Consider the following 19,344-nt stretch of genomic DNA (forward strand, 5'->3'; position numbering starts at 1 on the left):
TTTTGACCGATACAGAAGATAAATATCATGGAAGCCGAACGCCTCAACGCCATCTCCGCCCGCCTCGCCGACCTGAGCTCGCGCGTGATCGAGTTACGGGGGTATCTTTGACTACGATCACAAAGCCCTCAAACTGAGCGAAGTCAACAGCGCGCTCGAAGACCCCGCGGTCTGGAACAACCCGAAGCGGGCCCAGGACCTGGGCAAGGAAAAGAAGTCGCTGGAAGACGTCGTGCTGGTGCTCGACCGCCTGACCGGCGAGCTCGCCGACAACGGTGAGCTGTTCGAGATGTCCAAGGAAGAAGGTGACGACGACGGCCTGGAAGCGATCGAGGGCGAAGCTGGTAAGCTGGCAGCCGAAGTCGAGAAGCTCGAGTTCCGCCGCATGTTCAACCAGGAAGCCGATCCGCTCAACTGCTTCCTCGACATCCAGGCCGGCGCTGGCGGCACCGAGGCCTGCGACTGGGCCAGCATGCTGCTGCGCCAGTACACCCGCTACGGCGAGCGCAAGGGCTTCAAGGTCACGGTCGAGGACCTGACCGACGGCGACACCGCCGGCATCAAGAGCGCCACCATCAAGCTCGAGGGCGAGTACGCCTACGGCCTGCTGCGCACCGAGACCGGCGTGCACCGCCTGGTGCGCAAGTCGCCGTTCGACAGCTCGGGCGGGCGCCACACCTCGTTCGCCTCGGTGTTCGTCTACCCCGAGATCGACGACTCGGTCGAGATCAACATCAACCCGGCCGATGTGCGGATCGACACCTACCGCGCCTCCGGCGCCGGCGGCCAGCACATCAACAAGACCGACTCGGCGGTGCGCCTGACCCACATGCCGACCGGCATCGTGGTGCAGTCGCAAGACAGCCGCAGCCAGCACAGCAACCGCGACCTGGCCTGGGGTCGCCTGCGCTCCAAGCTCTACGACTACGAGATGCGCAAGCGCATGGAAGAGCAGCAAAAGCTCGAGGACACCAAGACCGACGTGGGCTGGGGTCACCAGATCCGCAGCTATGTGCTGGACAACAGCCGCATCAAGGACCTGCGCACCAACGTCGAAATCTCGGCCACCCAGAAGGTGCTCGACGGCGACCTGGACGCATTCATCGAAGCTTCTCTGAAACAAGGCGTTTGACCCATGACCTCACTGCGTGAAGGCAACACCCCGGTGGTGAAGCGCGAAGACTATGCCGCCCCGGCGTTCCTGGTCGACAGCGTCGACCTGTGCTTCGACCTCGACCCGGCCAAGACCCGCGTCCTCAACAAGATGTGGCTGCGGCGCAACCCGGCCGTGGCGGCCCAGCCGCTGCGCCTGGACGGCGAGGAGCTCAACCTGGCGCGCGTGCTGGTCAACGGCGAAGGCAGCAGCTTCAAGCTCGACGGCAACCAGCTCGTGCTCGAGAAGCTGCCCGAGGGCGACCAGCCGTTCGAGCTCGAGATCTTCACCACATGCGCTCCGGCCAAGAACAGCAAGCTGATGGGCTTGTACGTGAGCCAGGGCACCTTCTTCACGCAGTGCGAGGCCGAGGGCTTTCGCCGCATCACCTATTTCCTGGACCGTCCGGATGTGATGGCCAGCTATAGCGTGACGCTGCGCGCCGACAAGGCCGCCTACCCGGTGCTGCTGTCCAACGGCAACCTGGTCGAACAAGGCGAGCTCGATGACGGTCGCCATTTCGCCAAATGGGTCGACCCGCACAAGAAGCCCTGCTACCTGTTCGCGCTGGTGGCCGGCCAGCTGGTGTCGCGCGAGCAGCGCATCACCAGCCGCAGCGGTGGCCAGCATCTGCTGCAGGTCTACGTGCGCCCGGGCGACCTCGACAAGACCGAGCACGCGATGAACTCGCTGATGGCCAGCATCGCCTGGGACGAGGCGCGTTTCGGCCTGCCGCTCGACCTGGAGCGCTTCATGATCGTCGCCACCAGCGACTTCAACATGGGCGCGATGGAGAACAAGGGCCTCAACATCTTCAACACCAAGTACGTGCTGGCCAACCCCGCCACCGCGACCGATACCGACTACGCCGGCATCGAATCGGTGGTCGGCCACGAGTATTTCCACAACTGGACCGGCAACCGCGTCACCTGCCGCGACTGGTTCCAGCTCAGCCTGAAGGAAGGGCTGACGGTATTCCGCGACCAGGAATTCAGCATGGACATGGCCGGCAGCGCGTCGGCCCGCGCCGTCAAGCGGATCGAGGACGTGCGCGTGCTGCGCAGCGCCCAGTTCCCCGAGGACGCCGGCCCGATGTCGCACCCGGTGCGCCCCGACCAGTACGCCGAGATCAACAACTTCTACACCGTCACGATCTACGAAAAGGGTGCCGAGGTCGTGCGCATGCAGCAGACCCTGGTCGGGCGCGAAGGCTTCGCGCGCGGCATGAAGCTGTATTTCGAGCGCCATGACGGCCAGGCCGTGACCTGCGACGACTTCGCACAGGCCATCGCCGACGCCAACCCCGACAGCGAACTCGCGCGCCAGCTGCCCCAGTTCAAGCGCTGGTACTCGCAGGCCGGCACGCCGCGCCTGCACGCCAGCGGATCGTATGACGCCCAAATGCGCCGCTACACCCTGACGTTGGGCCAGAGTTGCCCCGCCACCGCCGGCCAGCCAGCCAAGGAAGCGTTCGTGATCCCGGTCGCGCTCGGACTGCTCGACGCGCAGGGCCGCGAACTGCCGGACAGCGCCCGCACCGTGGTGCTCAGCGAGACCAGCCAGACCGTGGTGTTCGACGACGTCGATGCCGAGCCGGTGCCCTCGATCCTGCGCGGTTTCAGCGCGCCGGTCGTGCTCGAGTTCGACTACAGCGACGCGCAACTGCTGACGCTGCTGGCCCATGACAGCGACGCCTTCAACCGCTGGGAAGCCGGCCAGCGCCTGGCGCTGCGCTGCGCGCTCGCCGCCGTGCAGTCGCCCGCTGCCGTGCACCAGCCGCTGGACGCGGCCTACCTCGACGCCATGCGCGCGATCCTGCGTGCACCCGGACTCGACTCCGCCTTCAAGGAACTGGTGCTGACGCTGCCGGGCGAGACCTATATCGCCGAGCAGCTCGACCTGGTCGATCCGCAGCGCATCCACGCGGTGCGCGAAGCCATGCGCGAGCAGCTCGCCCACGCGCTGCACGACGACTGGGTGCAGGCCTTCGAGGCCAACCACGACAACGGCGCCTTCCGCCCCGATCCGGTCTCGAGCGGCAGGCGTGCCCTGGCCGGCCTGGCGCTGACCATGCTGTGCCTGGCCGCGCGCGAGAACGGCAACCCGGTCTGGCCGGGCAAGGCGCTGCAGCGCTTCAAGGATGCCGGCAACATGACCGACCGCGTCAGCGCGCTCGGCGCACTGGTCGGCAGCGGCTCGGCGCTGGCGGCACAGGCGCTCGAACGCTTCCACGCGCTGTTCAAGGGCGAGGAGCTGGTGCTCGACAAATGGTTCGCGCTGCAGGCCGGCGCGCCCGACCGCGGCGGCAACATCCTGCCCCAGGTCAAGCAGCTGCTGAGCCACCCCGACTTCCACCTGCGCAACCCGAACCGCGCCCGCAGCCTGATCTTCAGCTACTGCAACGCCAACCCGGGCGCCTTCCACCGCGCTGACGCCGCCGGCTACCTGTTCTGGAGCGAGCGCGTGCTCGAGATCGACGCCTTCAACCCGCAGGTCGCCGCCCGCCTGGCGCGCGCGCTCGACCGCTGGAGCAAGCTGGCCGAACCCTACCGGCATGCCGCACGCGAGGCCATCGCCCGCGTCGCCGCCAAGCCCGACCTGAGCAACGATGTGCGCGAAGTCGTCACGCGCGCACTGGCCGACTGAATCACCACTAGGAAACCGCAATGAGCCACCGAATCTCCCTGACCCGCTACCTGGTCGAACAGCAACGCGAACACGGCCGCATTCCGCCCGAGCTGCGCCTGCTGCTCGAAATCGTGGCGCGCGCCTGCAAGCGCATCGCCATCAGCGTCAACAAGGGCGCACTGGGCGAGGTGCTGGGCAGCGCCGAAAGCGAGAACGTCCAGGGCGAAGTGCAGAAGAAGCTCGACATCATCGCCAACGAGGTGCTGATCGACGCCAACGAATGGGGCGGTCACCTGGCCGCGATGGCGTCCGAGGAAATGGAAAACATCCATGTGGTGCCCAACCGTTACCCGCAAGGCGAATACCTGCTGATGTTCGACCCGCTCGACGGCAGCAGCAACATCGACGTCAACGTCTCGATAGGCACCATCTTCTCGGTGCTCAAGAAGCCCAATGACGACCCGAAGGCGATCGAGCCGGTGTCCGAGCAGGACTTCATGCAGGCTGGCAGCCAGCAGGTCGCCGCCGGCTACTGCGTCTATGGTCCGCAGACCACGCTGGTGCTGACCGTGGGCGACGGCGTTGCGATGTTCACGCTCGACCGCGAGCAAGGCTCCTGGGTCATGACCGCCGACCAGGTCAGCATTCCTGAAGACACCAAGGAATTCGCGATCAACATGAGCAACATGCGCCACTGGGACCAACCGGTCAAGCGCTATGTCGACGAATGCCTGGCCGGCAAGGACGGCGTGCGCGGCAAGGACTTCAACATGCGCTGGATCGCCTCGATGGTGGCCGACGTCCATCGCATCCTGACCCGCGGCGGCGTCTTCATGTACCCCTGGGACAAGCGCGAGCCGAACAAGCCGGGCAAGCTGCGCCTGATGTACGAAGCCAACCCGATGAGCTGGCTGATCGAGCAGGCCGGCGGTGCCGCGACCAACGGCCGCCAGCGCATCCTCGACATCAAGCCGACCGAACTGCACCAGCGCGTCAGCGTGGTACTGGGCTCGAAGAACGAGGTCGAGCGCATCACCGCCTACCACCTGGAAGCCGACGCGGCCCAGTAAGCAGAAACTGCGCGAAAACCCGCTATAATCTATGGCTGTGTCAGCGCAACGCTGACACGTGTGCCGGTGTAGCTCAGTCGGTAGAGCAGCTCATTCGTAATGAGAAGGTCGAGGGTTCGATTCCTTTCTCCGGCACCATGCGAACAAACAAAGGCCCCCAAGGATCACCACTTGGGGGCCTTTTTCATTGGTGCGCAGGGGAGAGCATCCCCCAGGGACGCACAAAGACCCACATTGACAGCCACGAGCAAGCGGGGGAACATCCGGGGGAACGAAAGCCGATGTTCCCCCAAGAGCGGGGGAACAGGCGCAAACCACCCCCTACCCTTCCCCATGCTGACCGAAGCCCACTGCAAAAACGCCACCTGCCCACCCGACAAAGCCCGCGCTCGGCTGGCTGATTCGGGCGGGCTGTACCTGGAAGTCTCCACCAACGGATCACGGCGCTGGTTCTGGAAGTACCGCAAGGACGGCAAGGAGGGCCGGCTGGCGCTGGGAGGCTATCCAGCCGTCACCCTCAAGGCGGCACGGCAGGCGCGCGACGAGGCCAAGGCCAAGAAGGCGGACGGCGTAGACCCGGTGCAGGCCCGGCAGGTCGAGAAGCTGAAGGCCAGCGTAGGCGGCGGCGACACATTCGAGGCCGTGGCGCGCGAATGGCTGGAACGCAAGCGCCCAGGATGGAGCGCGACCCACTACGAGCGCGAGCGGCGCAACATCGAGAAAGACCTGATGCCCTGGCTGGGGCCGCGCAAGATCAGCGGCATTGAGCCGGTCGAGCTGCTGGGCGTGGTGAAGAAGGTAGAGGACCGGGGGTCGCTGGAAGTGGCGCACCGCGTGCTGATGACAGCGGGCGGCGTATGGGCCTATGCGCTGGCAACGGCGCGCGCGGATCGGATCATCACGCAAGGGCTGACCAAGGCGATGAAGCCGCACACGAAGAAGAACCTGCCCGCCATCACCGATCCGGTGGAGCTGGGGGAGCTGCTGCGCGCCAGCGATGCCTACAAGGGCGGCGCGATTGTCCGCGCGGCGCTGGCGCTGGCACCGCTGCTGTTCCAGCGGCCCGGCAACCTGCGCACGATGCGATGGACGGACCTGGACCTGGAGCGGGCACTGTGGAGCATCCCCAGCGAGGACATGAAACGCACCAAGGCCGGGAAGGTCAACGGACAACCCCACGTTGTCCCCCTGCCCCGTCAAGCCATGGCCCTGCTGCGCGAGCTGCACCCGCTGACAGGCGGCGGGGAGTGGGTCTTCCCTGGCCTGCGCAACGCCAAGCGCCCACTGAGCGAGGCCGGGGTAAGTGCTGCCCTGGCGGCGATGGGCTACAAGGGCCGGCAGACGTGGCACGGGTTCCGGGCAACAGGCCGCACCATCCTTCGGCAAGTGCTGAAGTACCCCGCCGACGTGATCGAGGCGCAACTGGCGCACGTCGGGCAAATCACCCACGGCGGCGCGTACGACCGGGCGACCCACCAGGACGAACGCGCCGACATGCTGCAAGTCTGGGCGGACTACCTGGACAAGCTGCGCACCGGGGCAGACGTGATCCAACTGCGGGCCGCCTGACCCAGCGCCAGCAGCAAGCCCATCACCAGCCCGGCCAGTGAGCCGGGTTTTTTGTGGGCGGACGCCTGAATCCTCTCATGCGAGGTTCTATTTATGTGAGTCACACAAGTCACAAGGTCACAAATACCCATTCTCATAGGAGAGCGGAGCGGAATCCTTGTGACCTGATGGGGTTTGTAGCAGGTCACACAGGGCACAAGCCCGGTGCTGGCCCTGTTTGCGGGTGACGTTCCACCCGTTCCACCACGGCGGGGCTGCTGGCAGGGCTGGATCGCTGGCGCTGGTCTTCGGCATGGCGTAGAGCTGCCGACCATCGGGAGGACGTGCGCGGCATGGTCGACGACTTCAAGGGAATGGCGCTGGCCCTGGCGCTGGCAGGGATGAACGGATCGTTCACCCACCTTGGCGGCATGGGTCGGTGAAACACCCCCCCCCTACCGGCGGCAAAGGGGCTGGTGTTTTGCCACCCCCTTCGGCGGCATGGGTTAGCGGAACGCGAGTCCATCGGCCCGAGCTGCCCGATAGAATCCACCTTTTCCGCAACAGGTAGAAAATGAGCACGACACCCAAACGAGGCAGGCCGCGCGATCCGGCCAAGCTGGCGCTGGTCCTGGCAGAGTTGAGCGGCGACCCGGCCCTGTTCTTCGAGTACGGCACACCGCCCTACAACGTGGCGGACGTGGCCCGGCGCTTGGAGATGGACCCGGCCAACCTGCGCGCCTACCTGCTGGCCTTGGAGCGTGACGGGCTGGTGATCCGCGAGCGGCGGGCCGTCGAGTGCTGGAACGCCATAGCAGTGGGGCACCTACCCCGGCGCGTACTGTGCTTCTGGAACGCGGCGACGATGGAGCAGGACCGAGCAGCGGGCGACGCCTGGAACGCTGGGGCTGATGACCGATCCGCCGAAGCAGCAGCGTCGATGTTCAAGCTGTTCAGCAAGCCCAGCGCCCGGCAAGAGCTGCCGTTGGTCGAGGTGATCCGGTAGGTGCGCGCCGCATCAAGGCGGTAAATTTCGCCGGATCGATCCGGAGGATTTTCCGGTCGAACACCAGCACCGCGCCCATGCCGAAGTCACCAGCCGTCACCGGGAAGTCACCAGCAGGCACCAAGAAGTTACGGCCCCAGTATCCAAAACTGACCAGGAGCTATCCAGCTCTTGCCGCCCTGGTTGGCGCTCAACAGGCGCGTCAGGTGCTGCCTGCCTAAAATCCAGGCATCCCACCACCGGAGGCAAAACATGCAGCAGCATACCGACAAGCCCGCGAGGAAGCCGAAGCCGCTGGCGCTGGACCGCACGATTCACACGCTGGGGGTCGATGCCTTCAGGCGCATGGTGCGCTACCTGGTCAAGCATCCCGTGGTCGCGCCGGCAGAGCGGTCCGGTCGAGTGGTGCGCGCCTGCGGTATGAGGAAGGCACGGGCAGCGGCATGACCGAGCAGCAGAAACCCGAGATGCCCAGGCCCGACGCCGAGGCCAAGCCAGCAGCACCGACCGAATGGCGTAGCCCGACCATGCTCAGTCCTGAGGAAATCGAGGATTTGAGGCGGGATGCTCAACAATCATCCGAGAGGATGCGGGCAATGCTTGCGGCACGGCGCGCAAAGCAGGCAGCAGACCGATAGCCCCAACCACCTGTAAAAACCTGTACCCGCGCCGAGTGCGCAAGGCCGCTTGGCACCAAAACGCACCAAACTGTTACCAGCCCCAAGCCCGGCCCCGTGAAGTGCCTGACGCCCTTGCTGGCCGACCTGGAGGAACTGAAGCGCCTGCGCGACCTGCTGGCCGAGGTCCAAGCCCCAGGCTATCGGCGACAGGCGGCAGAGCCTGAACCAGCGAAGGGCTGGCTGAATCGACTGCTGGGCTGACCGGCTCACTTTTGAGGCGGTCGCTGCTTGCGGCCCGCCAGCATGGCAACCTGCGGTCAACCTGTGGCAGCCAGAGCGCGGCGGTCGGTCGCGCAACCTGTTCGGCTACTTCAGAAAACTTCAGGTTGGCCGCGTGCTGATCCGCCCGGCAATGCGGGGTTACGCCCTAGCGCCGAATGAGTAGGGTGGTCGAGCTCTCCGACGTTAGAGAAGAGTCATGCAGGGTGGGCGAGCTGTCCGACTTCCCTGGTCGAGCTGTAAGCAGGCCCACCAGAGAGCCGCAGCAGGCCGGGCGCGACGTGGGCACCCAAGCGCATGATGCGAGCGCCTGAGCGCCTGCAATGGGCCTTGCTGGCGCTGCTGTTTGCCGATGCCTGACCCGTGCCACAATCGAGCCGACACGCCTAGCCGCTGGCTGATCCCCAACGGCGAAAACCCGGACACCCTGACCGGGCGGCGTGTTTTTCGTTTGGGGTTGCGATACAGGGGAACGCATGGATTACCGCGAAGAACGCGACAGCGTGATTTCGGAGTGGTGGAAGTTCGTTGATGAGTTCACCATTCATCAGGCGGCGCTATTGATAGTCGGTGTTGAGCCGAATTCAGAGACAGGGACGTATTGCAAAGACTGGAAGCCGCATGAACAGCCGGATGGTTACAGTATTATTTTGACTGCTATTTGCTCGGCTCTTATACGTGGCGATATTTCTGGTAGAAATATTCAAAAAACAGTATACAACCCTGAATTTGAATGTGAATATGATGTCGAGGGATCTACGGATATTGATAAATCAACCGTTGAGCGTGATTCAGTTGCAGACTGGCTTTCTAGTAAGGGGCACCGGGTCGGCTTCTTCTTTCCTGAAAAACCGGATGACACCGGATTACCTGATTACTTGAATCCGAACCATCCCAGGTATTCAGACAAACTCGCGGCAGCGGTTATGGTTTGGCAAGCGATGGACGACGAGACCCTGCGTGGCAAAAAAGGACTTGTGCCAGCCATGATTAGCTGGCTTGAATCTAGGTATAAGGAATTCCGGCTGGTACACAAGCAGTCAGGAAGGGGGAAGGGAGGCGTAATCACCCACTCGATAGGTGACCGCAACGACGGAGCAATCAAAGTTGTTGCCCAGGTTGCCAACTGGAATGTTGATGGCGGGGCGATGCCCACGCCTGAAGCAGGGAACCTACCCACCCCCCAGGGATAACCTACCCACCCCCACGGAACACCATGTAAGCCACTGATGGCCTTTGTTTTTCTGAGCGCGCTCGCCTTCCTAGTGGATCAAGCGAAGCGACCGAAGCCGAAGAATCCACCCACCCCCACCGGGTTTTAGGGGGGTAGGTTTTCTGAACCTGTCCAGCTATTCCACTGCCTATCTGCTCGGCACAGTAGCCCCAATCCCTGACCTATTGCACAGGGAACCACAAAGGGGCGCTAAATGGCGATACTGCGAAAGTTGGAAACACGGGCCGAACTCGGCTACCGCTCGAACACGAGCATAGACAATGCGGTCAAGACGGGGCTGATTACCCGTCCTGTTCCCATCGGGGCACGGGCAGTCGGCTGGCCTGACGATGAAATCCGCGCCATCAACGCAGCCCGCATTGCAGGCAAGACCGACGACGAGATTCGCACCCTGGTCGAGTACCTGCAAGGCCAGCGCGCAATCAAGTTCGAGCGCCTGATAGGCGGCATGGCTGCCAACGATGCGGCGCCAGCACCGGCAGCAGCCGGCAACGTGGTTGAACTGGGGAGGCGCTGATGATGGAGCGGGCCACTCAAAAGAGAAAGCCTGCCGGGGACGGCAATCCCACGGCAGGCCAGCAAACCAACAACACCCAAGCCGCCATTGTGCCGGGCTGCATTGCACAGGGCAAGGCTGACGCACTGGCGCTGGGGAGAACCCGATTCACCCCCAGGCAGACCCGCGCGCTGGAAATGCTGATGCCCGGCCACTGGATCACACGCGAGACGCTAGACCGTGGGGCTGGCGCATCCAATTCCCCGGACCTGATCCAGCAGCTTCGGGGCAAGCTGGGACGGGACGGAATCGAGATGGAGCTGTTCGACGCCACCGACCGAGACGGCAAGCCGACGCGACCGGGCCGCTACCGCCTGACCCAGCAGGGCCGCGAGCGCCTGGCGCAGATCAACGTGACCACTGACCAAGGGAGTGCCGCAGCATGAGCCAGATCATCACGCGCGACTATCAGGGCCACGCCATTGCCTACCAGGGCAACGGCTGGTTCAACGCCACCCAGGCAGCGGCCAAGTTCGGCAAGAGCCCGTATGAGTGGCAGCGGCTGCCGGATACGGTTGCCTACCTCGCAGCCCTTGAGCGCAAATACGGGAAAATCCCGTATTCAAAAAGCAAACGAGGTGCGAGCGGCGGCACATGGCTGCATCCGAAGTTGGCCGTTCGCTTTGCTCAGTGGCTGGACGTGGATTTCGCCGTCTGGTGCGATGAGCAGATAGACGCCCTGATCCGTGGCCGCGACGACTGGCGCAAGCATCGCCACCAGTCCGCCTCGAGCTTCAAGGTCCTGAGCGAGGTTCTGCGCATGGTCCGGCAGGACGACGGCAAGGCGACCGAAGCCCACCACTACGCCAACGAGGCCAAGCTGGTGAACTGGGCACTGGCTGGCGAGTTCAAAGGGCTGGACCGTGACGCCATGAGTGCCGCCGAGCTGGCGCTGTTGGCCTTCCTGGAGCAGCGCAACGCGGTGCTGATTGGGCGCGGCCTGGCCTATGACCAGCGCAAGCCCATGCTCAGGCAGTACGCGATGGATTGGCGTACCGACCGACTGGCGATCAACGGGGAGGCCGCAGCATGACCGCGCCCACCACCCCCACCCAGGCCGCCAGCAGGCCCACCAGCGCGCGCGGCGTGATCGACATGGGCCAGCGTACCCAGCGCCAGCGAACTAGCCCCCTGGCTTCAGGCGTGCGCCGACCGTGGAGCCGTCGCGCTCAGGTGCAGCCCCAGGGCCTTGATCACCTTCATGATGGTGGCGAACTCGGGGTTGCCATCGGCAGACAGCGCCCGGTAGAGCCCTTCGCGGGCCAAGCCGGTATCTTTCGCAAGCTGGGTCATGCTGCGCGCGCGGGCAATCGTGCCCAGCGCCTGACGGATCAGGCTGCCGTCGCCGGGATCGTCCTCGACGCACAGGGCGAAGTAGTCGGCGCAGTCCTGTTCGGTCTTGAGGTAATCGGCGCTATCCCATCGGGAAAACTTCTCGGTCATGCTTCTTCAGGCGTGCGCCGCCTCGAAGCGCTGGATTCGTTGCAGCACGCCGGCCATGGCTTCGCGGGCCAGCTCGGTGTCGTAGTGGGTTTGCAGGTTGATCCAGCTTTGCGCATCGGTGCCGAAGAAGGCCGCCAGGCGCAGCGCCGTATCGACCGTGATGCCACGCTGACCATGCACTATCTCGTTGATGCGGCGAGCCGGCACGCCGATGGCCTTGGCCAGCGCGTATTGGCTGATGCCCAGGGGCTTGAGCCAGTCTTCCAGCAGGATCACGCCGGGATGGGACAGTGGAACTTCGCGGGTCATGATGACGCTCCTTCAGTGGTAATCGACGATTTCGACGCGCTGGGCATGGCCGTCGAGCCATTCAAAGCACAGGCGCCATTGGCCGTTGATGCGGATGCTCCATTGGCCGGCCCGGTCGCCAGTGAGCATTTCCAGCCGGTTGCCGGGCGGCACGCGCAGAAAGTCGAGCGTCGCGGCGGCGTGGAGCTGTTGCAGCTTGCGCAAGGCCACGGCCTCGAAGTTGGAGAACCGCGCCACGCGCCGCCCCTCGAACAGCGCCCGCGTGTCTTTGCAATGGAAGCCCTGAATCATGGGGCAATAGTAACGGATGGCGTTATTAACGTCAACCAACAAGCCCCAACCAGCCCCAAGGACGCCCACCACACCCGCGCCCGGCTGTGCTACAGTCATTCCCAGACGATGCCCAGTAAAGCACCGTCAACGGGATTGGCGTCCCGGAATTCACTTGGCGCAGCAAGCCGCGCGCCGCAATGCGACAGCGGCTTTTTTCATGTCCTCATGCTGCGTGAGGCAGCACGGTGCAACCCGAATTCAACCCTTCGCCCTGCGCGTGGGGTTCGGTTTGGCGGTCCGTGTGGGGAGTCCCGCAAGGGGCTCGCCGGTTCCAAGTGCCGGTACGCCAACCTACACGGACTGCCTCCCCTTGATTGGCGTCGAGGGCGGCAGGTTCACAACCTGTCCACTTGGAGCCTCATCATGGCTGACACCACCGCAACCGCTGTGCGCTCGACCGCGCACGTCATCACCCTGGCCGGCCGCCGCGCTGCGCCGTCTATCACCAACACCACCGACCGCGACACCATCGCCCTGCACGTACAGGCTGAGAACGCCTTGAGCATGGCGCTGGGCCTGCTGCGCAACCCGCAAGGCACCGCTGCCGACCTGGAGCGAGCCACTGCCCGCGCCTGCCGTGCCGCTACCCTGCTGCGCCGCGCCTGCGCCGCCCAGGCCGAAGGGGGTGCAGCATGAGCACGACCACCGTTCGACTGGTCGCCCGCACGGCGACGCCCTACGGCACAGCAGACGTTCGCACCCGGCCCGAGCTGGTCGAGCTGTGGTTCGGCGTCAACGATGCCCGCATGGGCTTCATTGCCGACCTGTCCCCGGCCTGCGCCCGCGAGCTGGCAGCCGCACTGCTGGCCCATGCTGACGCTGCCAAGCGTGAAGGAGGTGCAGCATGAGCGACACCACCAAGACCTCCGACGCCGTGATCCAGAAGCGCCGCGCCGACGACTGGAAGAGGCCTTCGAGCGTCCCGCGTCAGGACGTTTTCAACTGGCGCGATGGTGAAAACGTGGCCTTCATTGATGACAAGGGCTATGCCCGCATCGGCGCGGCCCTGAGTGGCGCCCGTGCCATCACGGCTATCCTGATGCAGCACGACCTGGACCGCAACAACGACGAAGGGCAAGAGCCAGGGTTGAGGCTGGGGGAGATCACCACGCATGGCCTGTTCGAGGCGCTGGCGAGCTGTCTGGAGCTGGCAGAGATGCAAGCGACCAGCGGCAATTCCACCTGGACAACAACGGCGGCGGCTGACGGTCCAGAGGCCAAGCACATGCGCCAGGCGGCAATGGATGCCCGCATCCACCAGGACGACCGCAGCGCAGCCGCGCGGGTCAAGATGCGCGCCGAGCAGGCGGCGAAAAGGGGTGCGGCATGACCCCAACACAGAAGAAGCTGCTGGCCGAGCTGGTCACGTTGCGACACGCTGCGCGCGGCTGGGTTCGCGTCAACCGCTTGGTGCGGGACAACATCAAGCGGTTCGAGGTCAACCGTGATCTAGCCTTGGCTTGTGGAGATTCGGAGGTCGAGCAAGATTCCCGCGGGCTCATTCAAGAGAGCCGAGAGAGGCTGACCGAATACCGCTTCTACCTGGTCGAAGTCGGGCAGCACTTCAACCGGCTGTCCCGTGAGATCAACGAGCATCTGCCGCGCGAGGCATGGCTTGAAGCCCTGAGCGTCAACCGTGCCGAATGGGAGACGGAATCCATGCGCCAGCACGGCGGCACCCCAATGAATGTCGTGGCCGTGCTGCGCCTGGAAAACAGTGCGACCAGGGACGATGACATAGCCACGCGCCCCCTGGCATGGTGTTGCCAGATGGCGCTGATGAACGCCATGCAGACCAGCGACAAGCTGGACCGCGCCATTCATGAGGCCAGCAACGAGTTCTTCGGCGGAGCCTTCGGGGAGTACCGCGAGCGGTCGCCACTGGAGCGCATGGGCATCCCCGCATCCATGATCCAAGGGGGTGAAGGATGACCGCCACAACGATCAAGCCCCACCCCGAGCGTGACGGCGACCGCCACCTTCGGCCCGCCGCCTACTATGCCCTTGCCCTGCTGGCCGGCGCCATCGGCCTGTCGGCCAGCTATGTGACGGTCCAACTGTTTGCGCTGGCGATCCGCGTGACCGATCCCGAAGGCCCGACGCGCGAGCTGCTGACACTGACCGCTGCGCTGTTCGTCGCTGCCGAGCTGACCGCGATGTTCGTCATCGGGCTGGCGCCCGTGCGACGCCTGCGCGCGCTGCGCTGGCAGTTGGCCGCTTGTGCCGTGGCCCTGGTCGCGTTCGAGGCCGTCAGCCTCTACGGCGCCCGTGTCGCCCTGGTGCAGTCTGCTGATGCTCGAGCACATGCTGGCGCTGGCCGCGTCGAGCAGTTGCGAGCGAGCATTGCAGTCAACCGCAGCAGCGCCGCCGCCCTGGTCGCCGCTGGCCAGCGCAGCAGTCAGTCGGCCATTGCATCGAGCCGGGCCGATGGCGCGCAGTCGATCCGGGAGGCGGCAGCGCTGGAAGCCGACAACCGCCGCATGGCTGCCGAGCTGGCGCAGTTGGAGGCCGGGCGCACCCCGACCGTGACCGACGTTTTCGGGCAAGGGGGAGTCATCGTCCTGGCGGTCGCTCAGTCCCTGCTGATTTCCTGCATCGGCCTGCTGTTCCTGGGCGCTGCTGGCGCACTGGCGCGCGCGGCTCGGGATGCGCGCGGGACTGCAACGACCGATGCAGCGCCAGCCCAAGCGGCAGCACCGACCGTTGCACCCGTTCAGCAGCCGACCCGCGCCGTTGTCCTGCCGAGCTGGCACCGCTGCACCCTGCCGGCGCTGGCTGCTGGCGCTGGACTGCTGGGCGCCTCCCTGGCCCATGCCGAGCCGATGCAGACCCCGGCACGATCCGCCGATGCACCGACCGATGCACCGTCAGCCCAGGCCGATGCAGTGCCGGTCGCAGTCGATGCACTGGTGACCGCCGTGCCGGACGCACCCCACGGGACTGATGCACCCGACGAGGACGGCGCGCGCTTCCTGCGCGTGAGGGAGGGCATCGAAGCCGGGCGCATCAAGCCCAGCCTGCGGGCCATCTACGCCGCTGAAGGCGCCTCTCAAGAGGTTGCGCGCCGCTACCTGGAGGGACTTGAGCAGGACGGCGTGATTGAACGGGCGGGACGGGGCTATGCCCTGCGCGCCATCACATCACCAGCGAAGAAAGGGGGCGAGGCATGAACGCTCCGCACCACCCATCACTCAGCGAGGCCGCGACCCTGGCCGCGTTTTCCGATGCGATCCGGGCCGCTGGCCTGACACCGCCCGAGCAGATCGATGCGGACGGCGCTATCCACCGCTTCAGCAGCAGCGGCAAGCGCGGCGATGAGGCCGGCTGGTACAGCCTGCACGCTGACGGCATACCGGCTGGGTCTTTCGGATGCTGGCGGTCCGGACTGTCTTCGACCTGGTGCGCCAAGTCCGCCAACGAGATGACCCAGGCCGAGCAGGCAGCGCACCGGCAGCGGGTCGAGGCGATGCAGGCGGCGCGCAAGGCTGACCAGGAGCAGCGCCAGCAGCAGGCAAAAGCCGAGGCTGCGCGGCGCTGGGAGGCAGCAGCCCCCGCCCAGGATTACCCGTACCTGAAGCGCAAGGGCATCCAGGCCCACGGCACGCGGGTTGAGGGCGACCGGCTGCTGATCCCGATGCACCTGACGGAAGGCGGCACGCTGCAAAGCCTGCAAGTAATCGACTTCGCCGGAGGCAAACGCTTCCTGCCTGGCGGACGGGTCAAGGGTTGTTTCTGCCTGCTGGGAGAGCGTGAGGAAATCGAGGATGGGGCCGAGCTGGTGATCTGCGAGGGCTTCGCCACTGGCGCCAGCATCCGCGAAGCGACGGGCTACCCCGTGGCGGTCGCCTTCAATGCGGGCAACCTGGAGGCCGTGGCGCTGGCGCTGCGCTCCAAGTACCCCGGCGCGCGCCTGATCCTGGCCGCTGATGACGACTGGCGCACCGAGGGCAACCCTGGCTTGGACAAGGCGACCGAGGCCGCGCGGGCGGTAGGCGCCTGGCTGGCCGTGCCCAGGTTCCCAGAGGACTGCCGACCGGACGTGGCTACCGACTTCAACGACCTGCACAAGTTGGCGGGGCTCGAGGCGGTGCGCGAGTGCTTCACGGCGGCGCTGGCCACTGAAGCGGTGACGCCTGCGCCAGCGATCCAGATCCCCGGCGAGCACGACCGCCCGGCCTACCTGGTCCTGGACGACTGGCACGAGGAAGGCGGCACCCGCTACGCGCCCGGCGTCTGGCACTTCGGACTGAAGCCCAGCAAGGGAGACGCACCGCCAGCGATGACCCAGCAGCGCGTTTGTGGTCCGCTGCACATCGAGGCCGTCACCACCGACACCAGCGACGGCAACTATGGCCGGCTGCTGCGCTTCAAGACCACCACGGGCGGATGGAAAAGCTGGGCCATGCCCATGGCGATGCTCAAGGGGGACGGGTCCGACCTGCGCGGCGAGCTGTTGAGCATGGGCCTGGACATTGCCCACCGGGGCCGGGAGCAGTTGACCGCCTACCTGCAACACCGGGCACCCGAGCGGGTGATCCAGTGCGCCACACAAACCGGCTGGGCCGGGCCCGAGCGGCAAGCCTTCGTCCTGCCAGATGCCGTCATCGGTCCCCAGGCGGCCGGCGTGACCTACCAGAGCGACCACGCGGGCGGCGATGAATACACCACGCGCGGCACCCTGGCGGGCTGGCAGGCCGGCACGGCGGCGCTGGCCGTCGGCAATCCCATGCTGGTGCTGGCGCTGTGCACCGCGTTCGCTGGTCCCGTGCTGGCCCTGGTCGGCGCGGACAGTGGCGGCATCAACACCATCGGCGCCAGCAGCAAGGGCAAGTCGTCCATGCTGTTCGCAGCCTGTTCGGTATGGGGCGGGCCGAGCTACCGGCGCAACTGGCGAGCCACGGGCAACGGGCTGGAGTCGGTCGCTGCGCTGTTCAACGACTCGCTGCTGGCGCTGGACGAGATCAGCCAATGCGACCCGCGCGAGGTGGGCGAGACGGTCTACATGCTGGGTAACGGCCAAGGCAAGACCCGAGCAGCCAGGACAGGCGGCGCGCGATCCGTGGCCCGCTGGCGTGTCTCGATCCTGAGCAACGGCGAGCGCTCGATTGTGGCGACGATGGAGGAAGGCGGCTTCAGGACCAAGGCCGGGCAGGCGGTGCGCATCATCGACTTGCCCGTCACCGACCAGGCGCATGGAGCATGGGACCGCCTGCACCAGTACCCGAGCGGGGCGGCGCTGTCGGATGCCCTGCGGCGCGAGGCCGAAACCCACTACGGGCACGCGGGCCGAGCCTTCCTGGAACGGCTGACCCGTGATGACCATGACCAAGTGCGCGAGCTGCTGGCAGACATCAAGGCCCGGCCCGAGTTCAACGCCGAGGGCGGGGAAGGGCAGTTTCAGCGGGTCGCGGCACGCTTCGCAGTGCTGGCGCTGGCCGGCGAACTGGCAACCTTGTACGGTGTGACCGGCTGGCAGCGGGGCGAAGCGATCCGGGCGACGGCCGTGGCCTTGCGGCTGTGGCTTGGGATGCAGGACGGCAGGACCACGGACGCCGAGGGGCCGCAAGTGGTCGACCAGGTGACGGAGTTCATCGACCGCCACGGGGATAGCCGGTTCAGCGATGCAGACGCCGACCCGCTGCACTCGCCACCTGTGCGGGAACGTGCGGGCTGGTGGAGGGATCGGGACGGCGAGCGGGTCTATCTGTTCACCGGGCAGGGACTCAAGGACGCGCTCAAGGGTCACGACCTCAAGCGCGCGCTGGATCACCTGGAGCAGGCCGGGATGCTCAAGACCCGCAACAAGACCGAGCGCATCCGTGCCATCGGGGGCACGACGAAGAAGTTCTACACCGTCAAGCCGACCGACGCGGGAGACGCCAAATGAGCGCGGCAGAGCTGGCGCAATGGTTGCGCGACACCGCCGAAACCGTGCCTGACGCTGGGTTTGTGACCTGTGACCGGAGACACAAGCCACACGAACGCCAGCAGGTTACACCCCAAGGCCATGATTTCAAAAGGGAAACAGACGCTTGTGACCTTGTGCCCGCTGTGACCGTGTTTTCGGAACGTGTAGGCAAGCAGGATACCGAATCGAGGCCGCAGCGGTCCGACCCCTACGCTATCGGTGCACCCTGGCGACCGCTGGCCGCTGCCTACTACCGGCATCACTTCACCTGCAAGACCTGCACGGCAGCAGGCCACGGACGCGGCGACCGCTGCACCGCTGGCGCTGATCTATGGGCCAGCTATGAAGCCGCAAGCGATGCGGCGCACGACACCAACACGAACGCACGGAGGATCAGGACATGATCGACGCACTGATAGCTGGCAAGCTGCACGGACTGCCAAGCCAGAGGACCAGCAAGAACGGCAACACCTTCACGACCGCCAAGGTGAGGGTTCCGACCGGGGAGGAATCAACCTTCTGCAACGTCATCGCCTTCGACCAGGGCACACAGGACGCGCTGTTGACGCTGGCCGCTGGTGAGGCTGTCGCGCTGGCTGGTGAACTGAAGGTGAGCACCTGGACGGACAAGAACGGCGTCACGCGCCCAAGCCTTGATCTGGTCGCATCCAAGGCGCTGACGCAGTACCACCTGACCAAGCGGCGGCGCACCATGCAACCCGAGCAGGACGGCGGGCAGCGCCAGCAGGATCGACCATCACACGACGCATGGGCGGCAGCAGCGCCAGCCGGGCGGCAGCAGTACCGACGCGGCGACTATGCGCCCGATCCCGGAGATCTGGATGACGGCGGCGACCTGCCCATCTGATCCAGCGCCAGCATCATCAAGGGGGTCGCGCTTTGCTACCCCCTTCACCAGACCCGGCCCCGTGCCGGGTTTGTCGTTTGTGAACGCGAATGTGAACGGATGTGAATGCAGAAGGGCTGTTCACAGCGCGTTCACATCGGCGGCACGGGCTGGCGCTGGGGCGGTCAGAGGGGCAGAAATGGGGGGTAGCGAAGGCAAAACGGGGGAACAAACGGGGGAACAAACCGCTGTTTTCCGCCCATTCCCATAGGGAAATTCGATTCCTTTCTCCCAATAGAATCAACGACTTAGCCCAGCCTCAGTGCTGGGCTTTTTCGTTTCTGGCGCTTTACAGACTATTCCTGGACACCACACAGCCACTCGTGTCACCTCCGTCAACACACCGCTCT

Annotated in this window: 22 protein-coding genes and 1 tRNA gene; 20 read left to right on the forward strand and 3 right to left on the reverse strand. The window is 65.5% G+C overall.

The genetic code is table 11. The annotated features are described in order from the left end of the window. The first annotated feature begins 27 nt into the window (after positions 1-27). From prfB to C6P61_RS06315, 12 genes are all read left to right on the forward strand, one after another. Positions 28-1,132, forward strand: a protein-coding gene (prfB, locus tag C6P61_RS06270; RefSeq protein WP_105729078.1) for a peptide chain release factor 2 whose coding sequence is annotated in 2 segments (ribosomal slippage) — positions 28-108 and positions 110-1,132 — 1,104 coding nt in all. Because the reading frame shifts where the segments join, the coding sequence is not laid out codon by codon here. Between the two features lie 3 nt (positions 1,133-1,135). Further along, positions 1,136-3,799 (forward strand): aminopeptidase N, encoded by a 2,664-nt coding sequence (pepN, locus tag C6P61_RS06275; protein ID WP_105729079.1) that lies wholly within the window; start codon positions 1,136-1,138, stop codon positions 3,797-3,799. Between the two features lie 20 nt (positions 3,800-3,819). Next, entirely contained in the window at positions 3,820-4,851 is a 1,032-nt protein-coding gene (locus tag C6P61_RS06280; protein WP_105729080.1) for a class 1 fructose-bisphosphatase, read from the forward strand. 62 nt (positions 4,852-4,913) lie between these two features. Continuing rightward, positions 4,914-4,989: transfer RNA gene (locus C6P61_RS06285), tRNA-Thr, on the forward strand. A gap of 195 nt (positions 4,990-5,184) precedes the next feature. Continuing rightward, positions 5,185-6,420 (forward strand): tyrosine-type recombinase/integrase, encoded by a 1,236-nt coding sequence (locus tag C6P61_RS06290; RefSeq protein ID WP_105729081.1) that lies wholly within the window; start codon positions 5,185-5,187, stop codon positions 6,418-6,420. Between the two features lie 553 nt (positions 6,421-6,973). Further along, a complete protein-coding gene (locus C6P61_RS06295) occupies positions 6,974-7,405 on the forward strand; it encodes a helix-turn-helix domain-containing protein (RefSeq protein ID WP_105729082.1) in 432 nt (143 codons plus the stop codon). A gap of 252 nt (positions 7,406-7,657) precedes the next feature. After that, positions 7,658-7,852 (forward strand): hypothetical protein, encoded by a 195-nt coding sequence (locus C6P61_RS06300; protein WP_105729083.1) that lies wholly within the window; start codon positions 7,658-7,660, stop codon positions 7,850-7,852. A gap of 287 nt (positions 7,853-8,139) precedes the next feature. After that, positions 8,140-8,286 carry a hypothetical protein gene (locus tag C6P61_RS17895; RefSeq protein WP_170067327.1) on the forward strand — a complete coding sequence of 49 codons (147 nt, stop codon included), beginning with the start codon at positions 8,140-8,142 and terminating at the stop codon, positions 8,284-8,286. Positions 8,287-8,780: 494 nt separating this feature from the next. Beyond that, positions 8,781-9,497 carry a hypothetical protein gene (locus tag C6P61_RS17590; protein ID WP_146114973.1) on the forward strand — a complete coding sequence of 239 codons (717 nt, stop codon included), beginning with the start codon at positions 8,781-8,783 and terminating at the stop codon, positions 9,495-9,497. 234 nt (positions 9,498-9,731) lie between these two features. Then, positions 9,732-10,055 carry a helix-turn-helix transcriptional regulator gene (locus tag C6P61_RS06305; RefSeq protein ID WP_211296935.1) on the forward strand — a complete coding sequence of 108 codons (324 nt, stop codon included), beginning with the start codon at positions 9,732-9,734 and terminating at the stop codon, positions 10,053-10,055. Continuing rightward, complete coding sequence (locus C6P61_RS06310) at positions 10,055-10,480, forward strand: hypothetical protein (RefSeq protein WP_105729084.1); 426 nt, start codon at positions 10,055-10,057, stop codon at positions 10,478-10,480. The genes C6P61_RS06305 and C6P61_RS06310 overlap by 1 nt, the downstream gene beginning before the upstream one ends. Continuing rightward, on the forward strand, positions 10,477-11,127 hold the full coding sequence (locus C6P61_RS06315) for a KilA-N domain-containing protein (RefSeq protein WP_105729085.1): 651 nt from the start codon (positions 10,477-10,479) through the stop codon (positions 11,125-11,127). Before C6P61_RS06310 ends, C6P61_RS06315 begins: the two co-directional genes overlap by 4 nt. Before the next feature lie 104 nt (positions 11,128-11,231). Here the strand turns inward: C6P61_RS06315 and C6P61_RS06320 are convergent, their stop codons facing one another. Genes C6P61_RS06320 through C6P61_RS06330 form a run of 3 tightly spaced genes read right to left on the reverse strand, consistent with a single transcriptional unit; the run spans position 11,232 to position 12,137 of the window. Beyond that, positions 11,232-11,537, reverse strand: coding sequence for an addiction module antidote protein (locus C6P61_RS06320; RefSeq protein WP_105729086.1), 306 nt, complete (start codon positions 11,535-11,537; stop codon positions 11,232-11,234). A 6-nt stretch (positions 11,538-11,543) separates the two neighbouring features. Further along, the gene (locus C6P61_RS06325) at positions 11,544-11,846 is read right to left on the reverse strand and encodes a HigA family addiction module antitoxin (protein WP_105729087.1); all 303 of its coding nucleotides are present in this window, start codon (positions 11,844-11,846) and stop codon (positions 11,544-11,546) included. Positions 11,847-11,858: 12 nt separating this feature from the next. After that, positions 11,859-12,137: a type II toxin-antitoxin system RelE/ParE family toxin gene (locus C6P61_RS06330; protein ID WP_105729088.1), complete on the reverse strand. Its 279-nt coding sequence runs from the start codon at positions 12,135-12,137 to the stop codon at positions 11,859-11,861. A gap of 405 nt (positions 12,138-12,542) precedes the next feature. On the opposite strand from C6P61_RS06330, the gene C6P61_RS06335 reads away from it, so the two are divergent. The 8 genes from C6P61_RS06335 to C6P61_RS06365 are packed head-to-tail and all read left to right on the forward strand — an operon-like array spanning position 12,543 to position 18,955. Then, positions 12,543-12,815: a hypothetical protein gene (locus tag C6P61_RS06335; protein ID WP_105729089.1), complete on the forward strand. Its 273-nt coding sequence runs from the start codon at positions 12,543-12,545 to the stop codon at positions 12,813-12,815. Beyond that, positions 12,812-13,027: a hypothetical protein gene (locus tag C6P61_RS06340; protein WP_105729090.1), complete on the forward strand. Its 216-nt coding sequence runs from the start codon at positions 12,812-12,814 to the stop codon at positions 13,025-13,027. Before C6P61_RS06335 ends, C6P61_RS06340 begins: the two co-directional genes overlap by 4 nt. Then, positions 13,024-13,509, forward strand: a complete 486-nt coding sequence (locus tag C6P61_RS06345; RefSeq protein ID WP_105729091.1) for a hypothetical protein — start codon at positions 13,024-13,026, stop codon at positions 13,507-13,509. The genes C6P61_RS06340 and C6P61_RS06345 overlap by 4 nt, the downstream gene beginning before the upstream one ends. Continuing rightward, positions 13,506-14,111 carry a hypothetical protein gene (locus C6P61_RS06350; protein WP_105729092.1) on the forward strand — a complete coding sequence of 202 codons (606 nt, stop codon included), beginning with the start codon at positions 13,506-13,508 and terminating at the stop codon, positions 14,109-14,111. Before C6P61_RS06345 ends, C6P61_RS06350 begins: the two co-directional genes overlap by 4 nt. Beyond that, positions 14,108-15,349: a hypothetical protein gene (locus C6P61_RS06355; RefSeq protein ID WP_105729093.1), complete on the forward strand. Its 1,242-nt coding sequence runs from the start codon at positions 14,108-14,110 to the stop codon at positions 15,347-15,349. Before C6P61_RS06350 ends, C6P61_RS06355 begins: the two co-directional genes overlap by 4 nt. After that, positions 15,346-18,066, forward strand: coding sequence for a DUF927 domain-containing protein (locus C6P61_RS06360; protein ID WP_105729094.1), 2,721 nt, complete (start codon positions 15,346-15,348; stop codon positions 18,064-18,066). Before C6P61_RS06355 ends, C6P61_RS06360 begins: the two co-directional genes overlap by 4 nt. Further along, positions 18,063-18,491, forward strand: a complete 429-nt coding sequence (locus C6P61_RS17900) for a hypothetical protein (RefSeq protein WP_170067328.1) — start codon at positions 18,063-18,065, stop codon at positions 18,489-18,491. Before C6P61_RS06360 ends, C6P61_RS17900 begins: the two co-directional genes overlap by 4 nt. Beyond that, on the forward strand, positions 18,488-18,955 hold the full coding sequence (locus tag C6P61_RS06365; protein WP_105729095.1) for a single-stranded DNA-binding protein: 468 nt from the start codon (positions 18,488-18,490) through the stop codon (positions 18,953-18,955). Before C6P61_RS17900 ends, C6P61_RS06365 begins: the two co-directional genes overlap by 4 nt. Positions 18,956-19,344 lie beyond the last annotated feature (389 nt).

This window comes from Malikia spinosa, assembly GCF_002980625.1.
Taxonomy (GTDB): Bacteria; Pseudomonadota; Gammaproteobacteria; order Burkholderiales; family Burkholderiaceae_C; genus Malikia; species Malikia spinosa.